This window comes from Bacillus sp. FSL R7-0685 (assembly GCF_038002425.1).
Classification (GTDB): domain Bacteria; phylum Bacillota; class Bacilli; order Bacillales; family Bacillaceae; genus Bacillus; species Bacillus subtilis.
Map to the genome: position 1 here is coordinate 3,285,671 of NZ_JBBOCN010000001.1, position 26,301 is coordinate 3,311,971.

Genomic DNA, 26,301 nt, shown 5'->3' on the forward strand with positions numbered 1-26,301 from the left:
AACTGGCAAATACAATTTATCTTAGCACATTCACCCAATACCAATCAAGGTTTGGGTTATTTATATGCAGAAAAAACCGATTTCAACTCGAAATCGGTTTTTTCTCTTATGATTTCACATTGATCACTGTTGGACGTGCTTTTCTTAGGTTGCGAATCTTCTCTTTCATCAGTATCGATTCCTTATTCCTTTCAATCTTCGATATAATATATCTTTTTCATTTTAAAAACACCGCAGAGCTTTACCGTATTTGTCTGTTCATCTAACGTGAAGAATGACTAAACTGGCTGTTATTGTCATCTTCCATAAAGCAACTACATCTCTGCTATCGTATCTATAGTCGCAGTAAAATAGTCATTTTTCACCCATTTTCGACATATTTCAACAAATTAAAGTTTTTCATTTGGGAGAATAGGACGATGTTACATTATTTCTCTCGGTTTATGATATGAACATGAAGAAAGAACCAGAATTAGTTAGGAGGAAATACTCAGTGAAGAAAAAGCTATCTATGTTGTTGCTGGCATTCGTCGTAGCCGTAACAAGTTTTACGTCAATTGACCTAGTAAACAACAAAGCGGAAGCTAAAGATTGGGTTAAAAAAGGTCAAATATGGAGTACTCATTACCATTCGGGCTCATTTAAAAACTATACTTACTCGCCAACTTTTCATATTTATTATCCAGGACGAGGAACTTGGGCCAACATGACATCAAATGGATCAGGCAGCGGGAAAATTACAGCAACTCTGCAACAAAAGACAAATAAAGGCTGGAAAAATGTTAAAACTTTTTACGCAACGAAAAAAGGCTCTACAAATTTAAGTTACAAACAAGCTTCTAAAAGCTACAAAACAAAATACAGATTCAAATTCACTAACACAGGAACTAAAAAAACCATCAGCTATACCTTTTGGGCTACCTATTAATTTCAAATAGCTTTGCTCTGCGCGGTCAGCATTCGAAAAGGACTTTTTATTTGATCCCGGCAGGCTACCATAAAAGAAACCTCTCCGTCATGGAGAGGTTTCTTTTATTTTACTGACTATCTAAGCGAAAAGAACGGTTTGGCAGCTTCCAATTAAACATATAGGAACAAACCCGGCAAACAACGAGCACGAAAAACAGAACGTATAAGCCGAACGAGTTCCCCAGCCAGCCCAAGCCGACGATTAAACCGCCGAGAGCCGCCCAGACTGCATAAATTTCTGCCTTCAGCACAAGCGGTTTGCGCCCGGCAAGAAGGTCACGGATGATTCCGCCCCCGCTTCCCGTCAGCACAGCAGCCACGATCACGGCACTAAGCGGATGGCCCATTTTGACGGCATACAGTGCGCCTTGGATAGCAAAAGCAGCGAGGCCGATCGCATCTGATAAATTGCCCCACTTATTCCAATGCTTCAGCAGCAGCTTCGGAAACAGAAACACAATTGTAATAGATAAAAGCGCGATTTGAAAGTACGCTCCCTGCTCCCATAGCGCTGACACCGGAACACCGATCAGCAAATTGCGGATCGCTCCTCCTCCAAAAGCTGTGACAATCCCTAATATATAAACTCCTAAAATATCATATTCCTCTTCCATCGCAACAATTGCGCCGCTGACTGCAAACGCAATGATGCCAATCACACTGAGCAGCTCCCAAGCCATTCTGATGACTCCCTTTTATGTTTGTTAAATTTTCTGACGACCTCTAGATTTTATAATCGCTCCAGCGTAAAATCAATAACATTTTTATGAGAAAAAAAGATAAATTTAGAGGGAATACGGCTATTGCTGATGGACATGAGTTTGCGAAATTAAAAAAGCGCCCGGCATACGCGGGCGCTTTTTTTTGTTATTCAGATTTTTCGCCTTTCAGCAGGCACATAAAAATGATAATCAGGATAAAAGCAATCAGGGCCAGGAATGGAATCGTAATAAAACCAAACCAGTTAATATATTGGCCTGAGCACGGCACGCCGCTGACACATGGCTTAATGCCGCTAAAGCCGGGCACTTTTTGCTCTAAATAATGCATGATCGAAATGAATGCCCCAATAATCGCCATCGGGAGCACATATTTTTTCACTCGTGTGTCCCCTTGAAAGGTGGCGATGCCTAAAATCAGGACGAGCGGATACATGAGGATACGCTGGTACCAGCACAGTTCACATGGAATAAACTTTCTGATTTCACTGAAATACAGGCTGCCCAGCATAGCGATAAGAGCCACAACCCAGGAAGCATATAAAAATACGATTCTATTTTTCATATTGTTACTTCCCTTTCAGCTCTTTTTCTATTGTCTCTTTGATTTCATCATAATCCGCAAAATTTTTGATCACTTTATCATTGACGTAAATCGTCGGTGTTGCCTGTATGTTCATTTTTTGATTAAGGTCAGAATCCTTTTCCACTTGAGAAGCGAATGTTTCCTTATCAAGATTTTCCTTGAGCGTCTCAGGTTTTATCTTTGTGGTGCTTTTTGCAAGATCACCAAGGAGGCCTGGGGTTACCCATTCCTGTTCCGTATCCGGCTGTTTTTCGAACAGCTTTTCATGGAAATCCCAGAAAGAGTCAGGGTCTTCCTTCCATACTTCTTCAGATGCAAGAGCCGCTAATCTTGAACCTTTTCCATGGAACATGACGTTCACGAAAGAAAATTTCACATCGCCCTTATCAATAAAGTCTTTTTGTATTTTTGGAAAGATGTCACTGTTAAACACCTTGCAAGACGGACATTTGTAATCTCCGAATTCTACTACAGTTACCGGTGCATCGTCCTTGCCAAGCACAGGCTGCCCTTTGATAGACGGCTGTCCGGAAACCGCATCATTGCCTTGTTCCGTTTTGTTATTAATGATGACAATGGCTGCTAGCAATACAACAACCACAACCGTAAGGATGACCGCGAATTTCGCAGAAGACTGCTGTTTCTTTTTCACTCCGACACCTCATCGTTTTAAAATTAAAAAAGAAGCGGATCGCAATTGACCCACTTCTTTATTTTAACAAGACAAGCGCTGATAAGAAAACCCCGAAAAAATGAATTCTCTCCGACAATTTATTTGTTTTTGAGACGCATGACGCGCATGGCGTTCGCCACAGCAAGCAGTGTAACGCCGACATCTGAGAAAACCGCTTCCCACATGGTCGCAATTCCAAATGCACCAAGAATGAGAAAGATCGCTTTCACACCTAAAGCAAAGCCGATGTTTTGCCACACGATTCGCCGTGTCCGTTTCGCAATCCGAATCGCTTCCGCAATTTTTGACGGCTGATCTGTCATTAGCACGATGTCTGCGGCTTCTACCGCGGCATCTGAGCCAAGGCCTCCCATCGCGATCCCTATATCTGCGCGGGCAAGCACTGGTGTATCATTGATACCGTCACCGACAAAAATGAGTTTTTCATTAGGCAAAAGCTTAGCTTCTAATGCTTCGACCTGCGCGACTTTATCTTGCGGCAGCAGCTCTGCATATACCTCACCAATCCCAAGCTGTTTTCCGACGGCTTCTCCCGTTTGTTTCGAATCACCCGTCAGCATAGCTGTCTGTTTGATCCCAAGCGACTTCAGATCAGCAACCGCTTGTGCTGCGTCTTCCTTTATCTCATCCGCTATGATGATTGCTCCGGCATAGCGTTGATCAACAGCAACGTGTACGATTGTTCCAGCATTTTCATCCGGGACATCCTCAATTTGTTCTCTTTCCATGAGCTTTTTATTCCCAGCAAGGATCTCAGTTCCATTTACCTTTGCAAAAATGCCGTGGCCAGAGATTTCTTCGTATGACTCTATCTCATCGGAGGAAAGCATTTTCCCGTAAGCTTTACGCACAGATTCAGCAATCGGATGCTGTGAATGAAGCTCAGCGTATGCCGCCGCTTCAAGTAATCTATCCTTTGTAAAACCTTCCGCAGGTTTGATTTCTGTCACTTCAAAGCTGCCTTTTGTTAATGTTCCCGTTTTATCAAACACAGCGTATTTGACTTGATTCAAAGCTTCTAAATAATTGCTTCCCTTTACAAGCACTCCGGCCTTTGAGGCCGCTCCGATTCCGCCGAAGAAACCGAGCGGAATAGAGACAACAAGCGCACAAGGACAAGAAATCACTAAAAAGATAAGCGCGCGGTACACCCAATCGGAAAGCGCGGCGCCAGAAAGAACAAGCGGCGGAACAAAGGCCAGCAATACCGCAATGATCACAACAGCAGGTGTATAATACTTGGCAAACTTCGTGATAAAGTTTTCTGTCCGGGCTTTACGGCTGCTCGCATTCTGAACCAAGTCTAATATTTTTGATACTGCTGATTCCTGATAGCCCTTTGTGACTTCAATATGCAGAACGCCGTTTTGATTGATAAAGCCTGACATTACATCTTGTCCTTCCGCAGCTTTTCTCGGAACGGACTCACCTGTCAACGCAGATGTATCAACCATCGCTGACCCTTGCACGACCTTACCGTCCAAGGGTATGCTTTCTCCCGGATTAACCACAATGATGTCTCCTGTCTGAACGTCCTCCGGGGAAACCTGTTCGATGCCGTTCTTTGTTTTGAGATTGGCGTAATCAGGCCGTATGTCCATTAACGCACTAATTGATTTTCTGGAACGGCTGACCGCGGCTCCTTGAAAAAGCTCACCGATTTGATAAAACAGCATTACGGCGACCCCCTCAGGGTATTGCTGAATCAGAAAAGCGCCGATTGTGGCAAGAGCCATTAAGAAATGCTCATCAAACACCTGACCGCGGATGATGTTTTTGACTGCGCGGATCATAATGTCACCGCCGATGATCAAATAAGCACCGAGGAAAAGGAAAAATTCAATGGTTCCCGAATGAACCAAATATGCCGCTGCGCCGAGAATGACAGCCGCCGCCATTCTGATCAGCATATTGACCATTCGATTACGATAGCCATCATCAGCTGATTTCTTTTTATGCTTTTGGCGAACCGTTACATGCGGATCAATTGATTTCACTTTTTTCTCTACTTTATTCGTGACCCATTGCTCTTCTTTCCCATCGGCTGAGACAGTTAAGGTGCTTGCCGCAAAATTTACCGCGCATCCGTCAATGCCTTTTATGCCTTTGACTCCATTTTCGATTTTTCGGGCACAATTGCTGCAATCCAAACCGTCCAGAACGTATTCCTGTTTCACTAGTCTCACCTTACCTTCCGATTTAGGGTTCCCTCTTCAAAGCGTATCAATGAGTATTGCATTCTTTATAATATATGAGCATATACTCATATAATAGTTACACCTATTATATGTTGTTTTCCAAGAAAGTGTCAATGAAAAACAAAAACCGGCATATAGCCGGTTTTTCATTTTACTTTCTGCAGACGAAGAGCATTCAGAACAACGGAAACGGAGCTGAATGCCATTGCTGCTCCTGCTATCCACGGTGCTAAAAATCCAAGTGCTGCGATTGGGATGCCGAGGCTGTTATAGCCAAGCGCCCAGAATAAGTTTTGTTTAATGTTTTTCATTGTCAATCTGCTCATGCGGATTGCGTCAGCAATGCTGTTTAGATCGCCGCGAATAAGTGTAATGTCTGCTGTTTCCATGGCAATGTCCGTGCCAGTTCCAATCGCCATGCCGATGTCAGCTGTGGCAAGCGCCGGCGCATCGTTAATTCCGTCGCCTACCATTGCTGTCTGGCGGCCTTCTTTTTGCAAGCGGGCGATTTCCGCCGCCTTTTGTTCAGGAAGGACTTCCGCAATGATATTCGCAATTCCCGCTTCCTTCGCGATGGCTTCTGCGGTTCTGCGATTGTCTCCTGTCATCATGATGACATCAAGGCCCAACTCTTTCAGACGGGCAACAGCCTTCCGCGACGTATCCTTAATCGTATCTGCAACTGCTACTAGCCCCGCTGCTTCTCCATCAATGGATACAAGCATAACTGTTTTCCCTTCGGCCTCTAGCTCTTCCATTTGGGCGAGAAGAGCCCCATGCTCAACCTGTTCGCTCTCCATTAATTTTCTTGTGCCGACGAGAATGCTTTTTCCTCCGGCTTCAGCCAAAATGCCTGCGCCGACTTTTGCTTCAAAGCGGGTAAGTTTCGGTATCTCAAGCCCTTTATCTTTCACGCCAGCAATAATCGCTTCGCCAAGCGGATGCTCTGATCCCGTTTCCGCTGCCGCTGCAAATTGAAGCAAATCTTTTTCTTCAAAATGGCCGAATGGAATGGCATCTGTCAGATGCGGCTTCCCGTTTGTCACGGTTCCGGTTTTATCAAGAACAATGGTATCGAGACGATGTGTTTTTTCTAAATGCTCGCCGCCTTTAAATAAAATCCCGAATTCAGCAGCGCGTCCGGATCCAGCCATTATGCTCGTCGGAGTGGCAAGACCGAGGGCGCAAGGACAGGCAATGACAAGAACCGCAATGAACTTGCTGATCGCTTCAGCAAAATCGCCAGGAGCCGCCCAAAGGTACCAAATGAGAAAAGTGAGAACGGCAATCCCCAATACAATGGGTACAAAAATGCCTGAAATCTGGTCAGCGAGACGCTGGATCGGTGCTTTTGACCCTTGTGCTTCCTCAACAATTTTGATGATATGAGAAAGCGCAGTATCCTTTCCGACGTTGACAGCTTTAATTTTCAGAAAGCCGTTTGCGTTAACGGTTGAACCTGTCACGCTGTCACCAGGATTTTTGTCAACAGGAAGACTTTCTCCTGTAATCATCGATTCGTCAACCGCTGAACGGCCTTCAACCACTTCTCCGTCGACAGGAATTCGTTCGCCAGGTTTGACGTAAACAATGTCATTAACAAGCACTTCGTCGATCGGGATGATTTGCTCCTGTCCGTCTCTTACAACAGTCGCTGTTTTCGCTTGAAGCTTCATCAGCTTTTTAATCGCATCCGAGGAACGGCCTTTTGCTTTTGTTTCAAACAACTTGCCTAATAAAATCAGCGTCAGCAAAATCGCGCTTGTTTCATAGTAAAGACCTTCTGTATGCCCGTGAGAGCCAAGGCTTTGAAAAGTAAGGTAAAGACTATAAGCGTAAGCAGCCGTCGTACCGAGGGCGACCAATACATCCATATTGGCGCTTTTATTTCTGAGCGCCTTATAAGCACCCACATAAAACGGCCAGCCGATCAGAAACTGGACTGGTGTCGCCAGCGCAAACTGCATCCACGGATTGAGAAATATATCCGGTACCCAAATGAATGATGTAAATGTAAAATGGCTCACCATCGCCCAAAGCAATGGAAACGACAGGACAGCTGAAAAAATCAGTCTCGCCGTTTGCTTCCTTTCTTCTTTCTTTTTAGCAGCAGCAGCCTCACTGTCCTGTTCACCCTTCAACTTTAGCTTATATCCAAGCTTATCTACCGCTTCTTTCAAATCGCTGACAGACGCTTCTTTTGGATTGTATTCGACCGTAACTGTTTCTAAAGCGAAGTTTACTGGAGCATTTGCGACGCCTTCTATTTTGTTAAGCCGTTTTTCAATCCGATTGGCGCAAGCCGCACAGGTCATGCCTTCAATATCGAATTCAGCTTTTTCTGTAACGACGTGATAGCCCAGCTTTTCTATTTTTTCTTGAATCGCTGCAGTCCCTGTTTCAGCAGGATCGTAGATTACATTTGATGTTTCCGTTGCCAGATTAACATTTGCATCCGTGACACCGGGCATCCGCTTCAGTCCTTTTTCAATTCTGGCAGCACATGCCGCACAGGTCATACCAGAGACCTGCATCGCGATTTCCTTTTGTTCACTCAACATACTCACTCCTTTATATACACCTGGGGGGTATATAAAAATGAAAGAAATATCGCGCCTCCCTATAGGCGCGATACCTTGAATCACTCAGCTACGTCATAGCCCTGATCTTCTATCGCATCCGCAATATCTTTGACTGATACTTTGTCAGCATCAAACGAAACATCGACTTTACCCGCTTCCAGATTGACATGAACGGCACTGACGCCGTCCAGTTCTCCTACGCTTGTTTCTACTGCTTTGACGCAGTGCTGACAAGACATTCCTTCAACTTGCAATGTTTTTTGTTCCATAATCAATTCCTCCTGTTTATTCTTTCTATTTTCATCCTACCATACCCCCGTAGGGTATTACAATAAAAAAACGCTTTATGATTTTGTGAACTTTTTAAATACGTCCAAAAGCTCAGAAATGGCCTGTTCCCCGTCTCCGCTTTTGATGGCATCTGCTACACAATGATGGGCATGATCCTCAAGCAAATGAAGCGCCACATTTTTCATTGCCGCCTGAACAGCTGAAATTTGCACAAGAATATCTACACAATATCTGTCGTTTTCCACCATGTTTTGAATGCCTCGGACTTGACCCTCAATCCGCTTAAGCCGGTTTGTAATCTGATCTTTTTCTTTCGAGCTTTTATGGTTTAATGTTTTATGTTCGTTATGCTTTTCCATGCGTACACCTCTGTTTAATGATATTAATTCCCATTATACTGATTGTCCAAACGGTTGTCTAAGCATGCCGACGCAAAAAATGAATCAGTTAGGTTTTACCATTTGACCAGGAGGGTATATACTTCTGTTGATAACGCTTTTAAAGGGGAGAAGGAAAGTGGATACGATCAAGGTTGGAATATTAGGATACGGATTGTCCGGTTCTGTTTTTCACGGGCCGCTGCTGGATGTTCTGGATGAATATCAAATCAGCAAAATCATGACATCTCGGACAGAAGAAGTGAAACGGGACTTTCCAGATGCTGAGGTTGTACATGAGCTTGAGGAAATCACAAATGACCCTGCCATTGAGCTTGTCATTGTCACCACCCCGAGCGGCCTTCATTACGAGCATGCTATGGCATGCATACAGGCCGGAAAACATGTTGTGATGGAAAAACCAATGACAGCAACAGCCGAAGAGGGGGAAACATTAAAAAGGGCTGCCGATGAAAAAGGCGTATTATTAAGCGTATATCATAACCGACGCTGGGATAACGACTTTTTAACGATTAAAAAGCTGATCTCTGAGGGATCTCTTGAAGATATCAATACATATCAAGTTTCCTATGACCGCTACAGACCTGAAGTTCAAGCGCGGTGGCGGGAAAAAGAAGGCATTGCCACTGGTACGCTGTATGATCTCGGCTCCCACATCATAGACCAAACCCTGCATTTGTTTGGGATGCCTAAAGCCGTGACTGCAAACGTGATGGCCCAGCGGGAAAATGCCGAAACGGTTGACTATTTTCATTTAACCCTGGACTATGGCAAGCTTCAAGCCATTCTATACGGGGGATCAATCGTTCCGGCAAACGGACCTCGTTATCAAATCCATGGAAAAGATTCCAGCTTTATCAAATACGGAATTGACGGACAGGAAGACGCACTCAGAGCGGGAAGAAAACCAGAGGATGACAGCTGGGGTGCAGATGATCCGGAGTTTTACGGACAGCTTACAACCATTCGTGGCTCCGACAAAAAAACAGAAACGATCCCATCAGTAAATGGCTCCTACCTTACTTATTACCGCAAAATAGCGGAAAGCATACGGGAAGGTGCTGCGCTGCCAGTCACTGCTGAGGAAGGTATTAATGTCATCCGCATCATTGAAGCCGCGATGAAAAGCAGTAAAGAGAAACGAACCATTATGCTGGAGCACTAAAACAAAAGCCTCCCCAAATAAGGGGAGGCTTTTTCATTAGAATGTTTTTCCTGCTTCTTTCGCACGCGCAATCGCGTCTTCTTTGATTTGCTGTGCTTTATCAGGCTCCGCATTATGTCCCTCTACGAAAATGCCTTCGAATGATGGTACGCCGAAGAAGTTCATCATGATGCCGATGTAGCGGTGTCCCATTTCCATCTCAGCCGCAGGGCCTTCTGAATAGTAGCCGCCGCGAGCTTGGATATGAATTGCTTTTTTATCAGTCAACAAGCCGACAGGACCTTGTTCTGTGTATTTGAATGATTTTCCTGCAACAGCAACAGAATCAAGATACGCCTTCATCACTGGCGGGAATGAGAAGTTCCATAAAGGAGTAACAAATACGTACTTATCAGCTGATGCAAATTGATCGCTAAGCTCTCCCAAACGGCCTACTTTCGCTTTTTCGCTTTCAGAAAGCTCTTCAAAGCCTGTACCTGACTGAAGCTTTCCCCATCCGCTGAATACATCTGCGTCAATGTGCGGGATGTTTTCTTTGTACAAATCGATATGTACAACTTCATCATTTGGATTCGCTTCTTTGTAAGATTCGATAAATGCTTTACCTGTTGCCATACTGTACGAAGTTGCTTCGTCATGCGGATGAGCAGTGATATATAATACTTTTGCCATTTTTACCAGCCCTTTCGTTTTTAAAAATCACACACCAATTATTATCATACAGATGCATAATGATTATTCTGTCTCTCTTAGACTTTATTATAGAGACAAAGAAATTTACTTTCAAGTAAAATATCTCGAATTAAAGATTATTTAACTTTCCCAAACAGATTACTTTTCAAAAGCTGTTCTCAAGCCGGAATACAGCGCGGACAGTTCTTTACTGATTCGAGGATAATGAGGGACATGCGGCACTTGAATATCCGCAGGCATCCTTTTCACTATAAAGGATTGCTCAGCCTGTTCAAAAAACGCCCGCAGCTGGTTGATCTCTTCATCAGAAAACGGAGCAGGCGGACGGCGGTGAGCTTGGGCCGAGAGCAAATAGTACCCCAAGTGCTGAGCACCGGAAATGGCAGGCCAGAGCGCCTCCGCACTCGCATGAGGAAACTCTCCAAGGGCCTTGTCATACGCATCCCGAAGCCTGACAAGGCTCACCCTTAACTTGTGTTCGTCGGCATTCTGCCCGGTTAACAGTTTCTCCATAAACTGCCCTTCCAACCGGATGACGTTCCTCATCAGTTCAGGCAGCCGCTTCGTTGAAAACCGCCGCCACAAAAGCATTGTTCCCAACAGCCCGATCACGCTGCCGACAGCTACGTCCGTCAGCCTCGCTATCATAAAATAACCGGCACCCGCGCCGCCATGCATACTTTCTGTGATAACAAGCGCATTTGCGGTTAAAAAGGGAACAGCCAGCGCATAATTGCGGACGATCAGCATCTCAAGAAGACATTGCAGCGCTGCAATACAAAACGCAATATAAACACCGCCCGGCTTAAAAAACAGGATTGCGCCTGCCAGCATAACACCGATCACCGTTCCGGCCGAACGCTGAATAGCCCTGTGAAGCGTAAAAACAACAGTAGTGCCAAGCATGACTGCTGCTGCCGAAAGCGGAATCCAATAGGAGCGTGCAAAGCCGAATGCGAGGGCAAACATATCGGCGGCAAACAGAACAATTCCGTACTTTAACGCTCTAATCAAAACCGGAGACTTCCAGTCAAAGGCATTTCTCAAAAAGTAAAAAGAGGATGGCAGGCGGCTTGGTTCCCCGTCAAGCTGCTTATCAAAACGTCCTGAAGCGATATGCAAAACCTCATTGATTTCTTCAAACAGCTTCCGCCTAGGCTCATATTCGTTCTCATTAATCTGATACGTACCGAAAACCCGTGCATGCGCAAGCATATCTCCGGTTTGGCGAAGTGCCTTTTCAATCTGCGCGGTCTCTCTGTCCGGCGTTTCAGCTGAAAAATGAATAATGGCAATGAATATGTCGTCAGCTTTTTCAAGGAGGCGGAAAAATCGTTCATCATGCCGCGATTTTTTCCGTCTGTTCCCTTTCCCAAGAACCGTTTGGCGGGCTGTTCTAAGCATGAGCACGGTCTGATGCTGTGCGTTATGAAAACCTGGCGTTCCGACGGCTGAAAGACATGCAGCCAGCTGATGATATGTTTTTTGCAGCACCGCTCCCTCCGGTCCATGTTTGTTCCATAACCAGCCGATTAAAGCGATACCCATGGCGAAAATGCCGCCGAGAAACGTCAGTCCCGCTCTGAACAGCGCTTGTGAAGGATCGGCCGGCAAACCGGAACTGACTAAAAAGGCAAGGACAAAAAACATCGGCGCAGGGCCTTGAATGCCGAGCGCGCTAAAAATAAACATCGCCGCTGCACCGATCAGCCCCAAAACAGCCGCCATCATCCAAAGCATCCCGGACAAAAGCGTCCCTAAACCAAATGAGAGGGCAATCCCAATAGAAACCAAGAGCAGCTTCAAGGCGCGCTTTTTGTATGATTCACCGCCCGCATATAAATAAACAAAGCCTCCGATACTTGCAATTAATCCGTAATCCGTGTGACCTGCCAATGCACCGACCAGCACAGGAAACCCTGAAGCGAAACCTGATCCGATAGCCTTTTTCCAAGGAAATGGATTTGCATGAATGCGAAAGGCATCCTTCACGATAGGCATGATTCTTTGATTGTTCGCAGCAGTTTTGTTCATTTGACAAAATCCTTTTCAATGAATGTGTAGAACTTTTCCCGTTTCTTCGCTTTAGTATGCCCAAAAACGCGGTTAGCTTCTCAATTGGTGCGCCCGATAAAAAAACAGAGACTTATACCGTCTCTGCTTTATTACATCAGTTTATTATCATAAAAGCGGCACCTGTCAGGACTGTTTTGTCCTTCTGCCTTCCTTTAAGAGCAGGTGAATAAAAAATAAAGGATAAATCAATAGATACCCATTAAACAGCCACCACACAAGATCAAAGTCACTGCTGAATGTCCAGAATGATAGCGCCTGCAGACCTGAACAACAGGTCAGCACAAGAGAAATCAGCGCCATCAGCTTCCAGTCAGCACGATTCACCCGCTGTAGGTACAAGCTGTACAACCCTGTGACAGAAATCAGGATATCCAGCGGAAAAAAAGACCAGTTCCAAGCGATCATAAACGGATGGTCATGATGTTTAAAAGCCCAGCTTTCCGGTATGAGCGAAAATCCGGCTGACAGCCAGTACAAGATAAAACCGATATCAGTCACGAGAAAAAACAGCTTCATATATCTCATTTGTACTGCCCGCTTTTATGTACCGGCTCAGACACCGCAGCATGCTCGATCAGGTTTAAAGACACAACACCGGCAATAATCAATCCAATTGAAATGACTTTCATGACACTCACATGTTCTTGAAAAAACAAAAAACCAACGACTGTAATCAGGACAATTCCCATCCCTGACCATACAGCATAAGCAACAGATACATCAATGGATTTAAGCGTAAGCGTCAGAAAGAAAAGACTCCCTCCATAAAAGAAAATCAACAGCAAACTGGGAATAATCTTTGTAAAACCGGACGATAGCTTCATGCTGACCGTTCCCGCAACCTCAAACAAAATCGCCGAGCATAGAAACACCCAATTCATGTCGCATCAGCCTCCTCATCAGCTGTTATACCGTTAAACAAAACATCTACAATTGATTCAAGCACCTCTCCTGTCGTGAACTGATGTTTCAGCGGATATTCAGGGTCATACACTTGATTGATGCTCCCTATATACATGTGAACAAACAGGTCCGGATTGATGTTTCTGATTCTCTTTTGCTGTTTGCACTCGTTTAATAATGCTAGGACAATCGCCCATTCTTCCTTAATAAACGCGTCTAATGTAAGCCACGCATCGTAATGGTATTTCTTTAGTTCATTTAATAATCCCATGTTCAGCAGTTCCATCCCCTGCGGAAGGCTGATCAGCATTTGTTTCACCTTTTCGAGCACATTTAAACTTTCATTTTCATAGATGTCTCTTTCTATTTGCTTCATTTCAGCTATAAATTGTTCGACAACCGCCTCAACAAGCTGATCTTTAGATGAATAATATGCATAGAGCGTCCGCTTGCTCGTTCCCAGCGCTGCCGCCAAATCATTCATCGTAAATGAAAATCCTTTCTGCTTGATCAGCCGGATGGTTTCCGCCATAATTCTTTTTTCCACATTAATCCCCCACTTCCGGTACCAATAAAACTATTTCGGTACCAATATTATACGGCAGAAATTTATGGAAATCAACAATATATAAAAAACCTCTCCTGTTGGGAGAGGTTTAAAAGACACTGCGGACCAAACCGCCGTCTGCCCGAAGTGCCGCACCATTGATCGCAGAGGAAAGCGGGCTGCTTAAAAATGTAACGAAGTGGGCGATTTCTTCCGGACGGATCAGTCTTTGAATAATAGATGTCGGCCGGTTTTCTTTCATAAAACGTGCCTCAGCTTCTTGAACAGTCAGGTTTTCACCAGGATACAGCGAGTTCAGCATGGTTTCCACACCCTCTGTTAAGGTAGAGCCCGGCATGACGGTGTTGACTGTGACATTCGTGCCGGTTGCCAGCTCCGCCAAACTGCGGGAAATGGACAGCTGCATCGTTTTTGTCGCACTGTAATGGGCCATTTCCTGTGACGGCATAATCGCTGCTTCACTGGCAATGAAAATCACACGCCCTTCTTTTTTCTCTATCATGTTATGCAAATACCTGCGTGTCAGCCTTACACCGCTCATAATATTCACTTCAAAAAAACGAAACCATTCATCGTCGGGAATATCAAAGTACTCCGCCGGTTCAAAAATCCCTAAATTGTTGACCAAAATATCAACCTCTGGATATGCCTGAAACAGCTCATTGCAGCCTTCTTCTGTTCCCAAATCAAATGCAGCCGGATAAAGAACCGCTTCAGCATGTTGTGTTTTCAGTTCATCTATCGTTTGATTCACTTTCTCTTCCCGGCGTCCGTTAATGATCACTGCCGCACCTTCTTCAGCTAACGAAGAGGCAATAGCTTTTCCGATCCCTGATGTCGAACCGGTCACCAGTGCGGTTTTTCCTTGTAAATTCAGCTTCATTATTCATCCCTCCGTTTTTGATTCCTCTTATTTATTGACAGAAATCTGATTGGTGAAACATCTGCTCTGCAATCAGTATGAAACAGCTGGGATTGAAATGGAAGTACGCACTTTTTGGTGCCTGTGGTTTGGAGAAAAAATAAAGCAGAACCTCTTAAGAGGTTCTGCTTTATTGTCAGTATGTATGGAGACGGTGGGAGTCGAACCCACGTCCAGAAACATCGATTACTTAAGCGTCTACGAGCGTAGCCTGCATATTTATGGTTTCACTCATCTTCTTGCCTGCGGGCGGGCCTTCCGAGAGCTAGTCTGTTCATCTCTTCTTACGTTCTCAGACAGGAACGCAAGCGTAGCCTACTTGGATGTGCTCTTCACAGACACATAGGCAATGTCAGGAAGAGCTCGCTGCGCTTATTAGGCAGCTAATGCTACGTTTTGGTTAAAACTGTTAGTTTTGCCAGTTATATTTAAGTGCGTGTTTACGAGATCGCCTCTCGGCTCGCAGCTCAAGCTCGATCCATCCCTGTCGAATCCGTAACGTCCCCTTGGTATAAGGGAAATACGGGAGAAAATATCAAGCTCTCACTCAAACTGGCTATAGTCTTATTATAACATGATCACGGCTCTTTTCAATTGTCAAATCCTTCAAATGAATGGCGTCGTGATCTGATCGTGAACACAGTATAGCACAGGCCTGATTTTCGAATCAAGCACTATGCCTTTAGAAGCCTTTTTGACTGTCTCTGAACGCTCTTTCGATTTCCCGCTTCGCGTCCTTGCGCTTCAGATCTTCCCGTTTGTCATAGTTCTTCTTCCCTTTTCCAAGGCCGAGAAGCACTTTGGCAAAGCCGTTTTTTAAATACAGCTTCAGCGGAACGAGAGAATAGCCTTTTTCCTTTGTTAACCCGATCAGCTTATTAATCTCCTTGCGGTGCATTAACAGCTTTCTTGTCCGAAGCGGATCGTGGTTATAGCGGTTTCCCTGCTCATATGGGCTGACGTGCATATTGTGGAGAAACACTTCTCCCCGTTCGATTTTGGCGAAGGAATCTTTAAGGTTTACGCGGCCGGCGCGAATCGATTTGATTTCGGTTCCTTGCAGAACGATGCCTGTTTCATAGGTTTCTTCTATAAAATAATCGTGGTTGGCTTTCTTATTTTGAGATAATACTTTTCCTGACCCTTTTGGCATGCCAGAACCTCCTCTCTCTAAGGAAAAACTGTCCACCTTTTGCGATACGCTCTATTTTACCAAATGTCACGTACCGCTACAATGAAAAGCTGTTTCCGAAAGAAAGCAAATAGAGCGCTGCGGCCCTATTTGCTGGTTGAGCTGCTATTTCTTCTTTTTCCGTTTCTGTTTCGGAGCATTCTGGAAGCCGCGTTTTTTCTTTTTCTTCTTCGGCTTAGTGAACCACTCCCCTTTTTCCTCAGACGGAGCTGGAGAAACAGGCGTATTGGTGCTTTGAACACGTTTTCTGGCAGGCTTTCCGCGTTTTCTGCTCCGGCTGCTGTCCAATTCTCTCGGACGCCGCGGAGTGCCCTTCATGCCGACAATTTCAAAGTCGATATTGCGCTCATCTTTATTGACATCGACAACCTTGACTGTGATTTCATCCCCGATGCGGAAGACGTTGCCTGTCCGCTCGCCAATCATTGCGAAATGCTGTTCGTCAAAGCGGTAGTAGTCATCTGTCATAAAGCTGACATGGACGAGTCCTTCAATTGTATTCGGCAGCTCGACGAACATTCCGAAGTTTGTCACAGAGCTGATCATGCCGTCAAACTCTTCACCGATTTTATCAAGCATGTATTCCGCTTTTTTCAGATCATCCGTCTCACGCTCGGCGTCAACTGCACGGCGCTCCATAGATGATGTATGTTCGGCGATATCCGGCAGGCGTTCAGCCCACTTTTCCTGTGTCGCTTCATCGACTTTGCCGTTGATCAAATACGTTCGGATCAGACGGTGAACGATTAAGTCCGGGTAACGGCGGATCGGCGATGTGAAATGCGTATAGAATTCCGTTGACAGACCGAAATGCCCCAAGCTTTGCGGGTCGTATTTCGCCTGTTTCATCGAACGGAGCATAACAGTAGATATAACCGTTTCCTCTGGTCTGTCACGCACAGCGTCCAGAATGCTTTGCAGCGCGCGCGGATGAATATTCCCCGCCGTTCCTTTCACCACATAGCCAAATGTCGTCACAAATTCTAAAAACTTTTGCAGCTTTTCAGCATTCGGCTCTTCGTGAATCCGGTATATAAACGGGACGTTCATCCAATGGAAATGCTCTGCCACTGTTTCGTTTGCTACAAGCATAAATTCTTCAATCAGCTTCTCGGCGACAGAGCGTTCTCTGATCACAACGTCTTTAACCGCTCCTTCGTCATCAACAAGCACCTTTGCTTCTTTGAAATCAAAGTCAACGGCGCCGCGGTCCATCCGCTTATCGCGAAGAATTTGAGCCAGGCGCTCCATGTCTTTGAACATCGGAACAAGAGGCTCGTATTTTTGCTTCAGCTCTTCATCATCGTCAACAAGAATTTTATTCACATCTGAATATGTCATTCTTTCCGTTGTTTTGATGACACTTTGGAAGATCTCGTGCTCTGTCACCTGTCCCTGACTGTTAATTGTCATTTCACAAGAAAGCGTCAGGCGGTCAACCTTTGGATTTAAGGAGCAGATGCCGTTTGACAATCTGTGCGGAATCATCGGGATGACACGGTCAACCAGATACACACTTGTCCCTCTTTCAAGCGCTTCTTTGTCAATCGGCGAGTTTTCAGTTACGTAATGGCTGACATCAGCTATGTGAACGCCAAGCTTGTAGCTTCCATCATCAAGTTTCGTCACGGTAACTGCATCATCCAAATCCTTCGCATCCGCACCATCAATGGTGACAATCACCTGGTCACGGAGATCACGGCGGTCTTTCAGATCTTTTTCATCAATCGTGTCAGGCGTACTTGATGCCTGTTCCATCGCGTCAGCTGGAAATTCTCCCGGCAGGCCGTGCTTATGAATGACCGATAAAATATCAATGCCCGGGTCGTTTTTGTGGCCGAGAATGGTTTCAACCTCACCCTCTGCGTTCATGCGGCCTTCAGGATAGCTCGTCAGCTTGACAACAACCTTATGCCCTTCCGCAGCTCCATTTTTCCCATTTTTCGGAATGAAGATGTCACTCGTGATTTTTTTGTCGTCCGGAATGACAAAGCCGAAGTTTCTCGTTTCTGTATACGTGCCGACAACCCGCTGAATCGCTCTTTCTAAAATCCGTATGACGGTTCCTTCCTGCCTGGAGCCGCTTGACTGTGAGTTCAGACGCACCATGACGATATCGCCGTTCATTGCCGTATTTAGCTCATTAGGCGGAATAAACACATCACTTAACGACGTATCCTCAGGCAGCAAAAAGGCGAATCCTTTCGCATGGGCTGAAATCTTTCCTTTTATTAAGTTCATCTTCTCCGGAATGCCGTAGCGGTCGCTTCTCGTCCGTACGATAAGCCCTTTTTCTTCCAAGGCGACTAACGCTTTGACGAGCTCTTTAAACTCCTCGGCTTCCGTAATATTTAACATCTCCTCAAGTTCCTGAACGGTCAGAGGTTTGTACGCCTCTTCCTTCATAAACGAGAGAAGCTTTTCCATAAATGCTTCTTTTTCCATTATCCGACCTCCTGTTGATTACCAATCGAGCTTCTCTAAAAATTCATACACATCCTGATGGACGAGGTCACGTTCTTTGTCGAGTGTAATGACATGCCCTGATTCCTCGTACCATTTCAGCTGTTTATCATCAGTTTCCACTTCGTTGTAAATAATATTGGCGCTTTCGGTATTAATCATGTGGTCATGACGGGCCTGCACCACAAATGTCGGTGAATAAATCATATCGACATTATTCCGCACATCAGCAATTAAGTCTTGCAGCGCCTTGAGGGTATTCATCGGCGTTTTTTCGAATTCCTTCATTTCCTCTTCAATTTGCTCCGGGCTTTTCCCCTCAAACTTTTTGTAATTGCGAGCGTATGAAAGAACGCCTTGATACATGACCTCTTCACTCTTAATATGCATCGGTGCGCACATTGGGACAATTCCCTTTATGGGTACAGTGTAACCCAATTTCAGCGAAAAAACCCCGCCAAGCGACAGTCCGCAGGCAGCAATGCTCTCATAGCCTTCAGATTTTAAGTATTCATAGCCATCCATTACGTTTTTCCACCAGTCTTCGGGCCCCGTATGTACAAGTTCTTCAGGCGGGACGCCATGTCCTTCATATTGAGGCGCGTGGCACGTATAGCCGCGTTCATTCAAATATCGTCCCAGCATCCTTACATCCGCTGTATTGCCTGTAAAGCCGTGCAGCAAAAGCACCGCTTTGTCTCCGCCTTTAAATGTAAATGGTTTTGGTGTCACAACTTTCATGCTCATGTCTCCCTTTCTATCTGCACGATCATTTTAGTTTTCCACAGTTTAATCAGAAAAAAACGTTTTGAATATCATCCAGAAACGTGAAAAAGGCCTGACTTCACATCAGACCTTATACAAACATTGCCCTATAGGATATAAGCAAGCGCAATCGTTAACACGAAAAACAAGACTGCCAGCACTACCGTAATGCGGTGCAAAATTAAATCAAGACCTCTTGCTTTTTGTTTCCCGAAGAGCTGCTCCGCTCCGCCTGAAATCGCACCAGATAATCCGGCGCTTTTACTGGATTGAAGCAAAACGACAATAATAAGTGCAATGCTGACGATAACCAATAAGGTAATCAAAACTGCGTGCATCCCATACACCTCCAGACTCACTGGCTACATTACTTCTATTTTACATGAAAAGGGTTGGCATGTCACGCTGTATCAGACGCCAAAAGGCCGGATAAGACGTTTTATCTTGGTTACCCTATTCATATGAAAAGGCCAAAGGAGAAAAGCGATGCCGCTTATCAGCATAGACAGCAGGAAACATCTTTTTTATGAAGAATATGGACAGGGAATCCCTATCATTTTTATCCACCCGCCGGGCATGGGACGCAAGGTTTTTTATTATCAGCGCCTTCTATCCAAGCATTTCAGGGTGATTTTTCCCGATTTAAGCGGCCACGGTGATAGTGATCATATCGATCAGCCAGCGTCTATTTCCTATTACGCAAACGAGATCGCGCAATTCATGGACGCTTTGGATATTGATAAAGCTGTGTTATTCGGGTATTCTGCCGGAGGCTTAATCGCGCAGCATACCGGCTTCACCCGCCCCGACAAAGTGTCACACCTTATTCTGTCCGGCGCCTACCCCGCTGTTCATAACGTAATCGGCCAGAAGCTGCACAAACTGGGAATGTATCTGCTTGAAAAAAACCCCGGTTTGCTCATGAAAATCCTCGCTGGCAGCCACACAAAAGACAGACAGCTTCGCAGCATATTAACAGACCATATGAAAAAAGCAGACCTGGCCCATTGGCATCAGTATTATCTGGATTCGCTTGGCTACAACTGCATTGAACAGCTGCCCCGCCTAGAAATGCCAATGCTGTTTATGTATGGCGGCCTGCGGGACTGGACCTTTACAAACGCAGGCTATTACCGAAGATCGTGCAGACATGCCGAATTTTTCAGATTGGAATATCAGGGACATCAATTGCCGACAAAACAATGGAAAACGTGCAATGAGCTGGTGACAGGGTTTGTGCTGACACATCATTCAATATAGAAAACGCTTGGATCTCCTTGCGTTTTCTATATTTTATTGACTTTTGTCAACAAAATCATAGTAAAAAAGATCCTCAAATTTCAAATTAAAATAGTGAAGCATTTTACCGATCACAAGCTGCCCCGGCCGTCTTTCTCCATTCAGCACGCGGCTCAGTGTGGCGGGTGAGACTCCGATTTCCAGCGCAAGCTGATTAAGGGAATAATCGTTATTAACCATATACTGCAAGACATAATCACGTCTAATCTGTATCTTTTCTACTGGCACTTTCCTCACCGTCCATTCCTGAAAAACTTTTTTCTATACTTTTACATTACGGCTTATGTTAACTTTTGTCAATACATTTCCAGTCTACCTATTCCCTTTAGTCAATAAACATACTAAAATATGAGTAACAGTGAGGGACGGGGTGAGATATATGGAAAGCTTTGGCGAACAATTACGGGCATTGCGTGAAGAGAGAAAGTTAACAGTCAACCAGCTGGCGACTTATTCAGGCGTAAGCGCGGCCGGCATCTCCAGAATCGAAAACGGAAAACGGGGCGTTCCCAAACCTGCCACCATCAAAAAACTGGCGGAAGCCTTAAAAATCCCTTATGAGGGGCTTATGTACAAGGCTGGTTACATCGAAGAAGTGCATGAAGCCAAGGCTCCTTATGAAACGAAGTGCAAGCTGCTCGAAAAAGCGGAGGCCTATGACCTGAAAAACCTTGCGCTTCTTGAGAACGAAAAATGGCAATATCTCAATAAAGAAGATTTGCTCATGCTGGATCATTATTTTTCGTTTATTTCAGACGAAGCCAAAAAACGGTCTGCTGATGACTGACTCTTGATAGAAATGTGAGGCGATAGACCATGTCACCGTTCGGACAGCAATTACGGGAGCTGCGCCGCGCCCGCAAACTGACAGTGAATCAGCTTGCGGTGTACTCAGGCATCAGCTCTGCCACCATTTCAAAAATTGAAAACGGCAAACGCGGGACGCCAAAACCCGCCACGATTAAAAAACTGGCAGCCGTCCTGAAAGTGCCGTACGAAAACCTAATGGCCGCCGCAGGCCATATTCAGGCCTTTCCTGAAGAAATCCGCGAAGCATCTGAAAGCTATCAATCCGTTTATGAAATTTACCAGACGGCTGTCACTCGCGGAGCGGAGCACCTCCCGATTTTCAATAGTCAAAAATGGGAACATCTCTCAAAGCAGGATATTGAAAATCTCAGCAAATACTTCGATTTTTTGTCTTCAGAAGCAAAAAAACGCGCCTCTTCCTCATAATCCCCTGTTTCTCTTTCTATATTTTATCAATCACGCTTGCATACCCTCCCTCGTTATTTGCGTTATAATAGTGACAGACGAGGTGAAAAGTATGAACCAATCAGAAATGTGTCCTAGATTTGAAAAAGCAGTCGACATCTTAAGTAAACGCTGGGTCGCTTTAATCGTATTTCAGCTCTTGAACGGGTCTCAGCGATTTAGCGAAATTGAAGCAGCACTTCCAAATCTAAGCGGCAGAGTTCTGTCAGAACGGCTGAAAGAACTTGAGCTTGAAGGAGTAGTGAAGCGGGATGTCATCCCGGAAACTCCGGTTCGCATCGAATATTCATTGACTGATAAAGGAAAGGCACTGGCCCCCATTCTAGGTGAAATTTCTAAATGGGCGACTGAATGGATTGACCCTTCCTTTCTTGACTAATTGCTAAAACGGTTCTGATCTCAAAGACGAGAAAAGAGCCGTTTTTTATTTTTTCCCAGGTGAAAAAACGATTTCTCAGCCGATATATAGTACATCCACACATTACGTTTTTAAAGGAGACCACTATATGCGACTGACGATTTCCCGCAAATTCAGCCTGGTATTTTTGACACTGATCCTGATCAATTTACTTGTAGGCGGAATAGGCGTTCTTAATATGCAGCATATCATTCAAAAAACAGATGAAATCAACACAAAATGGATTGACGGCATCAAAGGAATCACTTCAATTAATTATGTAACCGAGCACCTGTCTTCTAAAGAAAAGGACTTTCTGATTTATACAGACAAAAGCAAAATGGATACACTTGATCAAGAAATGAATCAAATCATGGAAGACATTAACCAAAAGCTCGATAACTACGAAAAAACGATCTCCACTGATAAAGAGCAGAAACTGTTCGAGCAGCTTCAAACTGAAGTGAATACCTATATGGATATTCATGCGCAAATTATCGAAAGCGGCCGCACGAATGACATGGACAAAGCAAGAGGTTTATTGGTTCAGACTGAGGCCAGCTTTGAGGATATGAAAAAAACAATCACTCAGCTTGTTGACTTAAATCAAGAAGGCAGCAACACAGCGGTAAAAGAAACGAAGGCCGTCTATCATAAAGGGCTCATTTACACTGCTTTGCTTGTGGCAGCTTCGATCCTCATCAGCATTTTCATCTGGCTTTATATCACGCGAAACATTGTAAAGCCTATCATTCGCATGAAGGAATCTGCCAATCATATTGCCGAAGGCGATCTGTCGAACGATATGGAGCCGCTCAACTCAAAAGACGAGCTGGGTGATCTGAATGAAGCGCTGCAAAAAATGGTAGGGAATCTGAGAGATATTGTCGGATATTCTAAAGACATATCAAGCCGGGTTCTTTCTTCTTCACAGGTGCTTGCAACCGCAACGAATGAAACAAGATCCGGCAGCAAACATATTACCGAGACGATGAACGAAATGGCTGAGGGCTCTGAACAGCAGGCCCAAGACGCCGTGACGATTGCCGAATCGATGAATGAGTTCACTGAAAGCATTGATAAAGCCTATAATCACGGCATCACCATCAGCGATACGTCTCAAAACGTTCTCGAACTCGCGGTAAGCGGAAACGAAAATATGGCTACGTCATTACAGCAAATGAAAACCATCCATCATATTGTTGAAGAAGCCGTGCATAAAGTGAGATCACTGGAACAGCATTCTCAGGATATCAACAAGCTCGTTCAAGTCATCAACGGAATTGCCGAGCAAACGAATTTGCTGTCCCTTAACGCCGCGATTGAAGCTGCCCGCGCAGGAGAAAGCGGCAAAGGCTTCGCCGTTGTGGCAGAGGAGGTCAGAAAGCTGGCTGACGGCGTTTCTGATTCCGTGCAGGATATTACCCGGATTGTAGGCGGGACACAGGAGGAGATCCACACTGTCATTACGTACTTGGAAAGCAGCTTTACAGAAGTCGAAAAAGGAACGGAAAACCTGACAGACACCGGGCAGGCTATGCGGCATATCAAGCAATCCGTCACCCATGTTGCAGACAGCATTAAGGAAGTAACGGATGGCCTGAAGCAGTTAACAAACCAATCGATTACTATCAATCAATCGATTGAAAATATCGCTTCTGTATCCGAAGAGTCGGCCGCCGGCATTGAAGAAACATTTTCAATAACTGAGCAATCCGCCCATTCGATGGATCAAGTGCTTCTAAATGCTGAAGAGCTTGAGCAGCTGGCCAATGAGCTTAATGAGAAGATGGGTCAGTTTACGATTTAAATAGAAAAAAGAGGCTGGACTCCAGCCTCTTTTTCTATTCTATGCAGCTGATTGAACATGTTTCGCCCCGGTTCTTTTTTTCTTCACCGGACTTAATGCCCGCTCCAGCCAAGCCATGAGCAAATCCGCCCCTACCGCCATCACCGCAGTTGGTATCGCTCCGGCTAGAATAATCGCAGTTCCGTTTGTTGCGTTTGAGCCGCGGACAATCATGTCCCCAAGGCCTCCGGCACCGACAAATGTGCCGATCGCTGTAATTCCGATGGCAATGACGAGAGCCGTGCGAAGGCCCGCCATAATGACAGAAAGTGCGAGCGGGAGCTCAACCATTCTGAGTACTTGGAATTTCGTCATGCCCATTGCTTTTCCCGATTCTAAGTAGGCATGTTCAATACTGATAATGCCTGTGTACGTGTTTCGAATAATCGGCAGCAGGGAATACAGAAATAATGATAGAATCACGGTATTTGCGCCGAGCCCCATAACAAGCATTAAGACGGCCAGCATAGCGAGCGCCGGGATTGTTTGAATAACGTTTGTTACGGCAAACACCCAGGCTGACAAACGGCGAAAATGCGCGATGAGGATTCCGGCCGGAACCCCGACGACAGCGGCAAATAAAACGCCGTAAGCCGACATGAGAAAGTGGCGGCCGAATTCATCCATGACGTAACTGCCATTCTGCGCGTAATACGTCATTAACTGTTCAAGCACGTTCATTGACCTCTTCCCCCTTTCACGATTCGAAGTAGTGATGTTTTTCTAAATATTCCTTGGCAACGACAGACGGTTCTTTGAGATTGCCGTCGACTTCATAGTTAAGCTCCTGCATCGTGGTTGTGTCGATTTTTCCGAGCATTTTCTTGATGATGCCTTCAAGCTCAGGATGTTCTTTGAGCACCTTTTCCGGAACAACCGGAGAGCAGTCGTACGGCGGGAAAAATTGTTTATCATCCTTTAGCATTTTGAGACCATAGGACTTGATTCTTCCATCGGTTGAATACGCAAGCACAATGTCCATTTTTCCGCTTTTCACCGCGTCGTACACAAGGCCGATCTGCATCGGATACGTGCCGCCGAATGTCATGCCGTAGGTTTTCGTAAAATCCTGATAGCCGTTTCCTTTGAGCTTCATCCAATAGTTATCAACGCCCAGCTTTAATTGCGGCGCCCATTTTTTAACGTCTGATACGGTCTCTAAATGGTATTGGTCGGCCAGCTCCTTGCTGACTGTAAAGGCATATGTATTATCAAACCCGTAGGAGTCATACCACTTTAAATCATATCTTTTTTTAAACTCCCGCTGAGTAAGCGCCAGCGCTTTGTCCGGGTCTTTTTCAGGTTGCATTCTCAGCGTGCCTGTCAGCGCGTCTCCCGTATATCTTGTGGCCGCAATGTCGATTTCATCATTCATTAAAGCCTGCTGCTGCACCGCGTTGGAGCCAAGATTTTTAATCGTTGTTGTTTTGAGATCAGTATGGTGTTCGATCAACTGGCCAAGCATGCTGGCGATGATTTCTGATTCGCTCATGCTTTGCGCGCCGATTTTAATGGTCTGGTCTGCAGCAGCGCTGAGACCAGGAAGCGAACAGCCGCTCAGCGTCAGCGTTGCCGCAAGTGCTAAACCTATCATTAATTTGAGATATTTTCTTTTCATGAGCCGCCTCCTTATGACAATTCCTTCAATCTCTGCATGCCGGCAGGTGTCAGTTTTCGTTCAGCAACTGCCAGCACATAATCAATCACAATTGCCAATATTGTGACAGGTACCGCGCCCCCGATGATATATTCCGGCTGATATAAATTCAGTCCGATAAAAATGTAATCACCCAATCCGCCGCCTCCGATAAAGGAAGCAAGCGTGGCCCAGCCGATTAAGTAAATCGTCGATGTCCTGATTCCCGCCATGATCACTGGTGCGGCAAGCGGCAGCTCCACCAAGCGGACTTGTTCAGCCGGCGTCATTCCGATTCCTTTACCAGACTCGAGCAGATTTTTGTTGACGCCGCGAATGCCGGTATACGTGTTGCGAAGAATCGGCAATACGGAATAGAAAAACAAAGCCACAATGGCCGGAACCTTCCCTACACCAAGGAGTGGGATAAAAAAAGCGAGGATGGCCAGACTCGGCAGCGTCTGAATGATATTGACAATGCCGATAATGGTGCCGGCTCCTTTTTTCATTCTGGTAAGCACAACCCCGAGGGGGACGGCAACCAGCACGCCCAGGATCACAGCAATGAGCGATATCGTAATATGCTCGTATGTTTTATAAAGAAGCTCGCCCCCATTGGTTTGCAAAAATTGAACAATATGATGCATGACTTATCGCCCCT

The 26,301-nt window shown here is 45.3% G+C and carries 28 protein-coding genes and 1 other RNA gene; 7 read left to right on the forward strand and 22 right to left on the reverse strand.

From position 1 onward, the window contains the following. The first annotated feature begins 493 nt into the window (after nucleotides 1-493). Complete coding sequence (locus tag MKY50_RS17185) at nucleotides 494-928, forward strand: hypothetical protein (RefSeq protein ID WP_042974768.1); 435 nt, start codon at nucleotides 494-496, stop codon at nucleotides 926-928. A 109-nt stretch (nucleotides 929-1,037) separates the two neighbouring features. On the opposite strand, the gene MKY50_RS17190 is transcribed toward MKY50_RS17185, so the two are convergent. From MKY50_RS17190 to csoR, 7 genes are all read right to left on the reverse strand, one after another. Beyond that, nucleotides 1,038-1,649, reverse strand: coding sequence for a trimeric intracellular cation channel family protein (locus tag MKY50_RS17190; protein ID WP_003228419.1), 612 nt, complete (start codon nucleotides 1,647-1,649; stop codon nucleotides 1,038-1,040). A 187-nt stretch (nucleotides 1,650-1,836) separates the two neighbouring features. Next, a complete protein-coding gene (locus MKY50_RS17195) occupies nucleotides 1,837-2,253 on the reverse strand; it encodes a disulfide oxidoreductase (RefSeq protein WP_003228417.1) in 417 nt (138 codons plus the stop codon). 4 nt (nucleotides 2,254-2,257) lie between these two features. Beyond that, nucleotides 2,258-2,926 (reverse strand): disulfide bond formation protein BdbD, encoded by a 669-nt coding sequence (bdbD, locus tag MKY50_RS17200; RefSeq protein WP_003228414.1) that lies wholly within the window; start codon nucleotides 2,924-2,926, stop codon nucleotides 2,258-2,260. 119 nt (nucleotides 2,927-3,045) lie between these two features. Further along, entirely contained in the window at nucleotides 3,046-5,154 is a 2,109-nt protein-coding gene (locus MKY50_RS17205; RefSeq protein WP_341116995.1) for a heavy metal translocating P-type ATPase, read from the reverse strand. A 158-nt stretch (nucleotides 5,155-5,312) separates the two neighbouring features. Then, nucleotides 5,313-7,724 (reverse strand): copper-exporting P-type ATPase CopA, encoded by a 2,412-nt coding sequence (gene copA, locus MKY50_RS17210; protein ID WP_341116997.1) that lies wholly within the window; start codon nucleotides 7,722-7,724, stop codon nucleotides 5,313-5,315. An 83-nt stretch (nucleotides 7,725-7,807) separates the two neighbouring features. Then, complete coding sequence (copZ, locus tag MKY50_RS17215) at nucleotides 7,808-8,017, reverse strand: copper chaperone CopZ (RefSeq protein WP_003228406.1); 210 nt, start codon at nucleotides 8,015-8,017, stop codon at nucleotides 7,808-7,810. 75 nt (nucleotides 8,018-8,092) lie between these two features. Further along, nucleotides 8,093-8,398, reverse strand: coding sequence for a copper-sensing transcriptional repressor CsoR (csoR, locus tag MKY50_RS17220; protein WP_003228404.1), 306 nt, complete (start codon nucleotides 8,396-8,398; stop codon nucleotides 8,093-8,095). Between the two features lie 127 nt (nucleotides 8,399-8,525). Between csoR and iolW the strand changes: the two genes are divergently transcribed. Further along, nucleotides 8,526-9,602: a scyllo-inositol 2-dehydrogenase gene (gene iolW, locus MKY50_RS17225; RefSeq protein WP_029725934.1), complete on the forward strand. Its 1,077-nt coding sequence runs from the start codon at nucleotides 8,526-8,528 to the stop codon at nucleotides 9,600-9,602. A 36-nt stretch (nucleotides 9,603-9,638) separates the two neighbouring features. Here iolW and azoRB read toward each other — a convergent pair whose 3' ends face one another. The 11 genes from azoRB to secG form a co-directional block, all read right to left on the reverse strand. Continuing rightward, the gene (gene azoRB, locus MKY50_RS17230) at nucleotides 9,639-10,274 is read right to left on the reverse strand and encodes an FMN-dependent NADH-azoreductase AzoRB (protein ID WP_003228400.1); all 636 of its coding nucleotides are present in this window, start codon (nucleotides 10,272-10,274) and stop codon (nucleotides 9,639-9,641) included. A 159-nt stretch (nucleotides 10,275-10,433) separates the two neighbouring features. Further along, complete coding sequence (locus tag MKY50_RS17235; protein WP_341116998.1) at nucleotides 10,434-12,329, reverse strand: FUSC family protein; 1,896 nt, start codon at nucleotides 12,327-12,329, stop codon at nucleotides 10,434-10,436. Between the two features lie 165 nt (nucleotides 12,330-12,494). After that, the gene (locus MKY50_RS17240; protein WP_003242541.1) at nucleotides 12,495-12,896 is read right to left on the reverse strand and encodes a YvaD family protein; all 402 of its coding nucleotides are present in this window, start codon (nucleotides 12,894-12,896) and stop codon (nucleotides 12,495-12,497) included. Beyond that, complete coding sequence (locus tag MKY50_RS17245) at nucleotides 12,893-13,252, reverse strand: DMT family transporter (protein WP_341117000.1); 360 nt, start codon at nucleotides 13,250-13,252, stop codon at nucleotides 12,893-12,895. Before MKY50_RS17245 ends, MKY50_RS17240 begins: the two co-directional genes overlap by 4 nt. Further along, nucleotides 13,249-13,821 carry a TetR/AcrR family transcriptional regulator gene (locus tag MKY50_RS17250; RefSeq protein ID WP_080529787.1) on the reverse strand — a complete coding sequence of 191 codons (573 nt, stop codon included), beginning with the start codon at nucleotides 13,819-13,821 and terminating at the stop codon, nucleotides 13,249-13,251. Before MKY50_RS17250 ends, MKY50_RS17245 begins: the two co-directional genes overlap by 4 nt. Nucleotides 13,822-13,930: 109 nt before the next feature. Continuing rightward, nucleotides 13,931-14,725 (reverse strand): SDR family NAD(P)-dependent oxidoreductase, encoded by a 795-nt coding sequence (locus tag MKY50_RS17255; protein WP_003228388.1) that lies wholly within the window; start codon nucleotides 14,723-14,725, stop codon nucleotides 13,931-13,933. A gap of 182 nt (nucleotides 14,726-14,907) precedes the next feature. After that, nucleotides 14,908-15,270: a transfer-messenger RNA gene (ssrA, locus tag MKY50_RS17260) on the reverse strand. Between the two features lie 176 nt (nucleotides 15,271-15,446). Beyond that, nucleotides 15,447-15,917: an SsrA-binding protein gene (gene smpB, locus MKY50_RS17265; RefSeq protein ID WP_003220025.1), complete on the reverse strand. Its 471-nt coding sequence runs from the start codon at nucleotides 15,915-15,917 to the stop codon at nucleotides 15,447-15,449. Nucleotides 15,918-16,061: 144 nt separating this feature from the next. Beyond that, nucleotides 16,062-18,401, reverse strand: a complete 2,340-nt coding sequence (gene rnr, locus MKY50_RS17270) for a ribonuclease R (RefSeq protein WP_003228386.1) — start codon at nucleotides 18,399-18,401, stop codon at nucleotides 16,062-16,064. A gap of 18 nt (nucleotides 18,402-18,419) precedes the next feature. Continuing rightward, complete coding sequence (locus MKY50_RS17275) at nucleotides 18,420-19,160, reverse strand: alpha/beta hydrolase (RefSeq protein WP_003242610.1); 741 nt, start codon at nucleotides 19,158-19,160, stop codon at nucleotides 18,420-18,422. A 131-nt stretch (nucleotides 19,161-19,291) separates the two neighbouring features. Continuing rightward, entirely contained in the window at nucleotides 19,292-19,522 is a 231-nt protein-coding gene (secG, locus tag MKY50_RS17280) for a preprotein translocase subunit SecG (RefSeq protein WP_003220028.1), read from the reverse strand. A 148-nt stretch (nucleotides 19,523-19,670) separates the two neighbouring features. Between secG and MKY50_RS17285 the strand changes: the two genes are divergently transcribed. Next, on the forward strand, nucleotides 19,671-20,444 hold the full coding sequence (locus MKY50_RS17285) for an alpha/beta fold hydrolase (RefSeq protein ID WP_106073403.1): 774 nt from the start codon (nucleotides 19,671-19,673) through the stop codon (nucleotides 20,442-20,444). A 33-nt stretch (nucleotides 20,445-20,477) separates the two neighbouring features. On the opposite strand, the gene MKY50_RS17290 is transcribed toward MKY50_RS17285, so the two are convergent. After that, the gene (locus tag MKY50_RS17290; RefSeq protein ID WP_009968172.1) at nucleotides 20,478-20,711 is read right to left on the reverse strand and encodes a helix-turn-helix domain-containing protein; all 234 of its coding nucleotides are present in this window, start codon (nucleotides 20,709-20,711) and stop codon (nucleotides 20,478-20,480) included. A gap of 151 nt (nucleotides 20,712-20,862) precedes the next feature. Between MKY50_RS17290 and rghR the strand changes: the two genes are divergently transcribed. The 4 genes from rghR to MKY50_RS17310 all read left to right on the forward strand — a co-directional run bounded on the left by rghR (nucleotide 20,863) and on the right by MKY50_RS17310 (nucleotide 23,965). Beyond that, nucleotides 20,863-21,270 carry a transcriptional repressor RghR gene (gene rghR, locus MKY50_RS17295; RefSeq protein WP_014665397.1) on the forward strand — a complete coding sequence of 136 codons (408 nt, stop codon included), beginning with the start codon at nucleotides 20,863-20,865 and terminating at the stop codon, nucleotides 21,268-21,270. 29 nt (nucleotides 21,271-21,299) lie between these two features. Further along, nucleotides 21,300-21,719, forward strand: a complete 420-nt coding sequence (locus MKY50_RS17300; protein ID WP_014480905.1) for a helix-turn-helix domain-containing protein — start codon at nucleotides 21,300-21,302, stop codon at nucleotides 21,717-21,719. A 91-nt stretch (nucleotides 21,720-21,810) separates the two neighbouring features. Further along, nucleotides 21,811-22,137, forward strand: coding sequence for a catDE operon transcriptional regulator CatR (catR, locus tag MKY50_RS17305; RefSeq protein ID WP_003242888.1), 327 nt, complete (start codon nucleotides 21,811-21,813; stop codon nucleotides 22,135-22,137). A gap of 127 nt (nucleotides 22,138-22,264) precedes the next feature. Then, on the forward strand, nucleotides 22,265-23,965 hold the full coding sequence (locus MKY50_RS17310) for a methyl-accepting chemotaxis protein (protein WP_160243207.1): 1,701 nt from the start codon (nucleotides 22,265-22,267) through the stop codon (nucleotides 23,963-23,965). Nucleotides 23,966-24,004: 39 nt separating this feature from the next. On the opposite strand, the gene opuBD is transcribed toward MKY50_RS17310, so the two are convergent. The 3 genes from opuBD to opuBB are packed head-to-tail and all read right to left on the reverse strand — an operon-like array spanning nucleotide 24,005 to nucleotide 26,287. Beyond that, nucleotides 24,005-24,685, reverse strand: coding sequence for a choline ABC transporter permease OpuBD (opuBD, locus tag MKY50_RS17315; RefSeq protein WP_003228374.1), 681 nt, complete (start codon nucleotides 24,683-24,685; stop codon nucleotides 24,005-24,007). Nucleotides 24,686-24,701: 16 nt separating this feature from the next. Then, entirely contained in the window at nucleotides 24,702-25,622 is a 921-nt protein-coding gene (gene opuBC, locus MKY50_RS17320; protein ID WP_341117002.1) for a choline ABC transporter substrate-binding lipoprotein OpuBC, read from the reverse strand. Nucleotides 25,623-25,633: 11 nt separating this feature from the next. Beyond that, a complete protein-coding gene (opuBB, locus tag MKY50_RS17325) occupies nucleotides 25,634-26,287 on the reverse strand; it encodes a choline ABC transporter permease OpuBB (RefSeq protein ID WP_003228370.1) in 654 nt (217 codons plus the stop codon). Nucleotides 26,288-26,301: the final 14 nt, after the last annotated feature.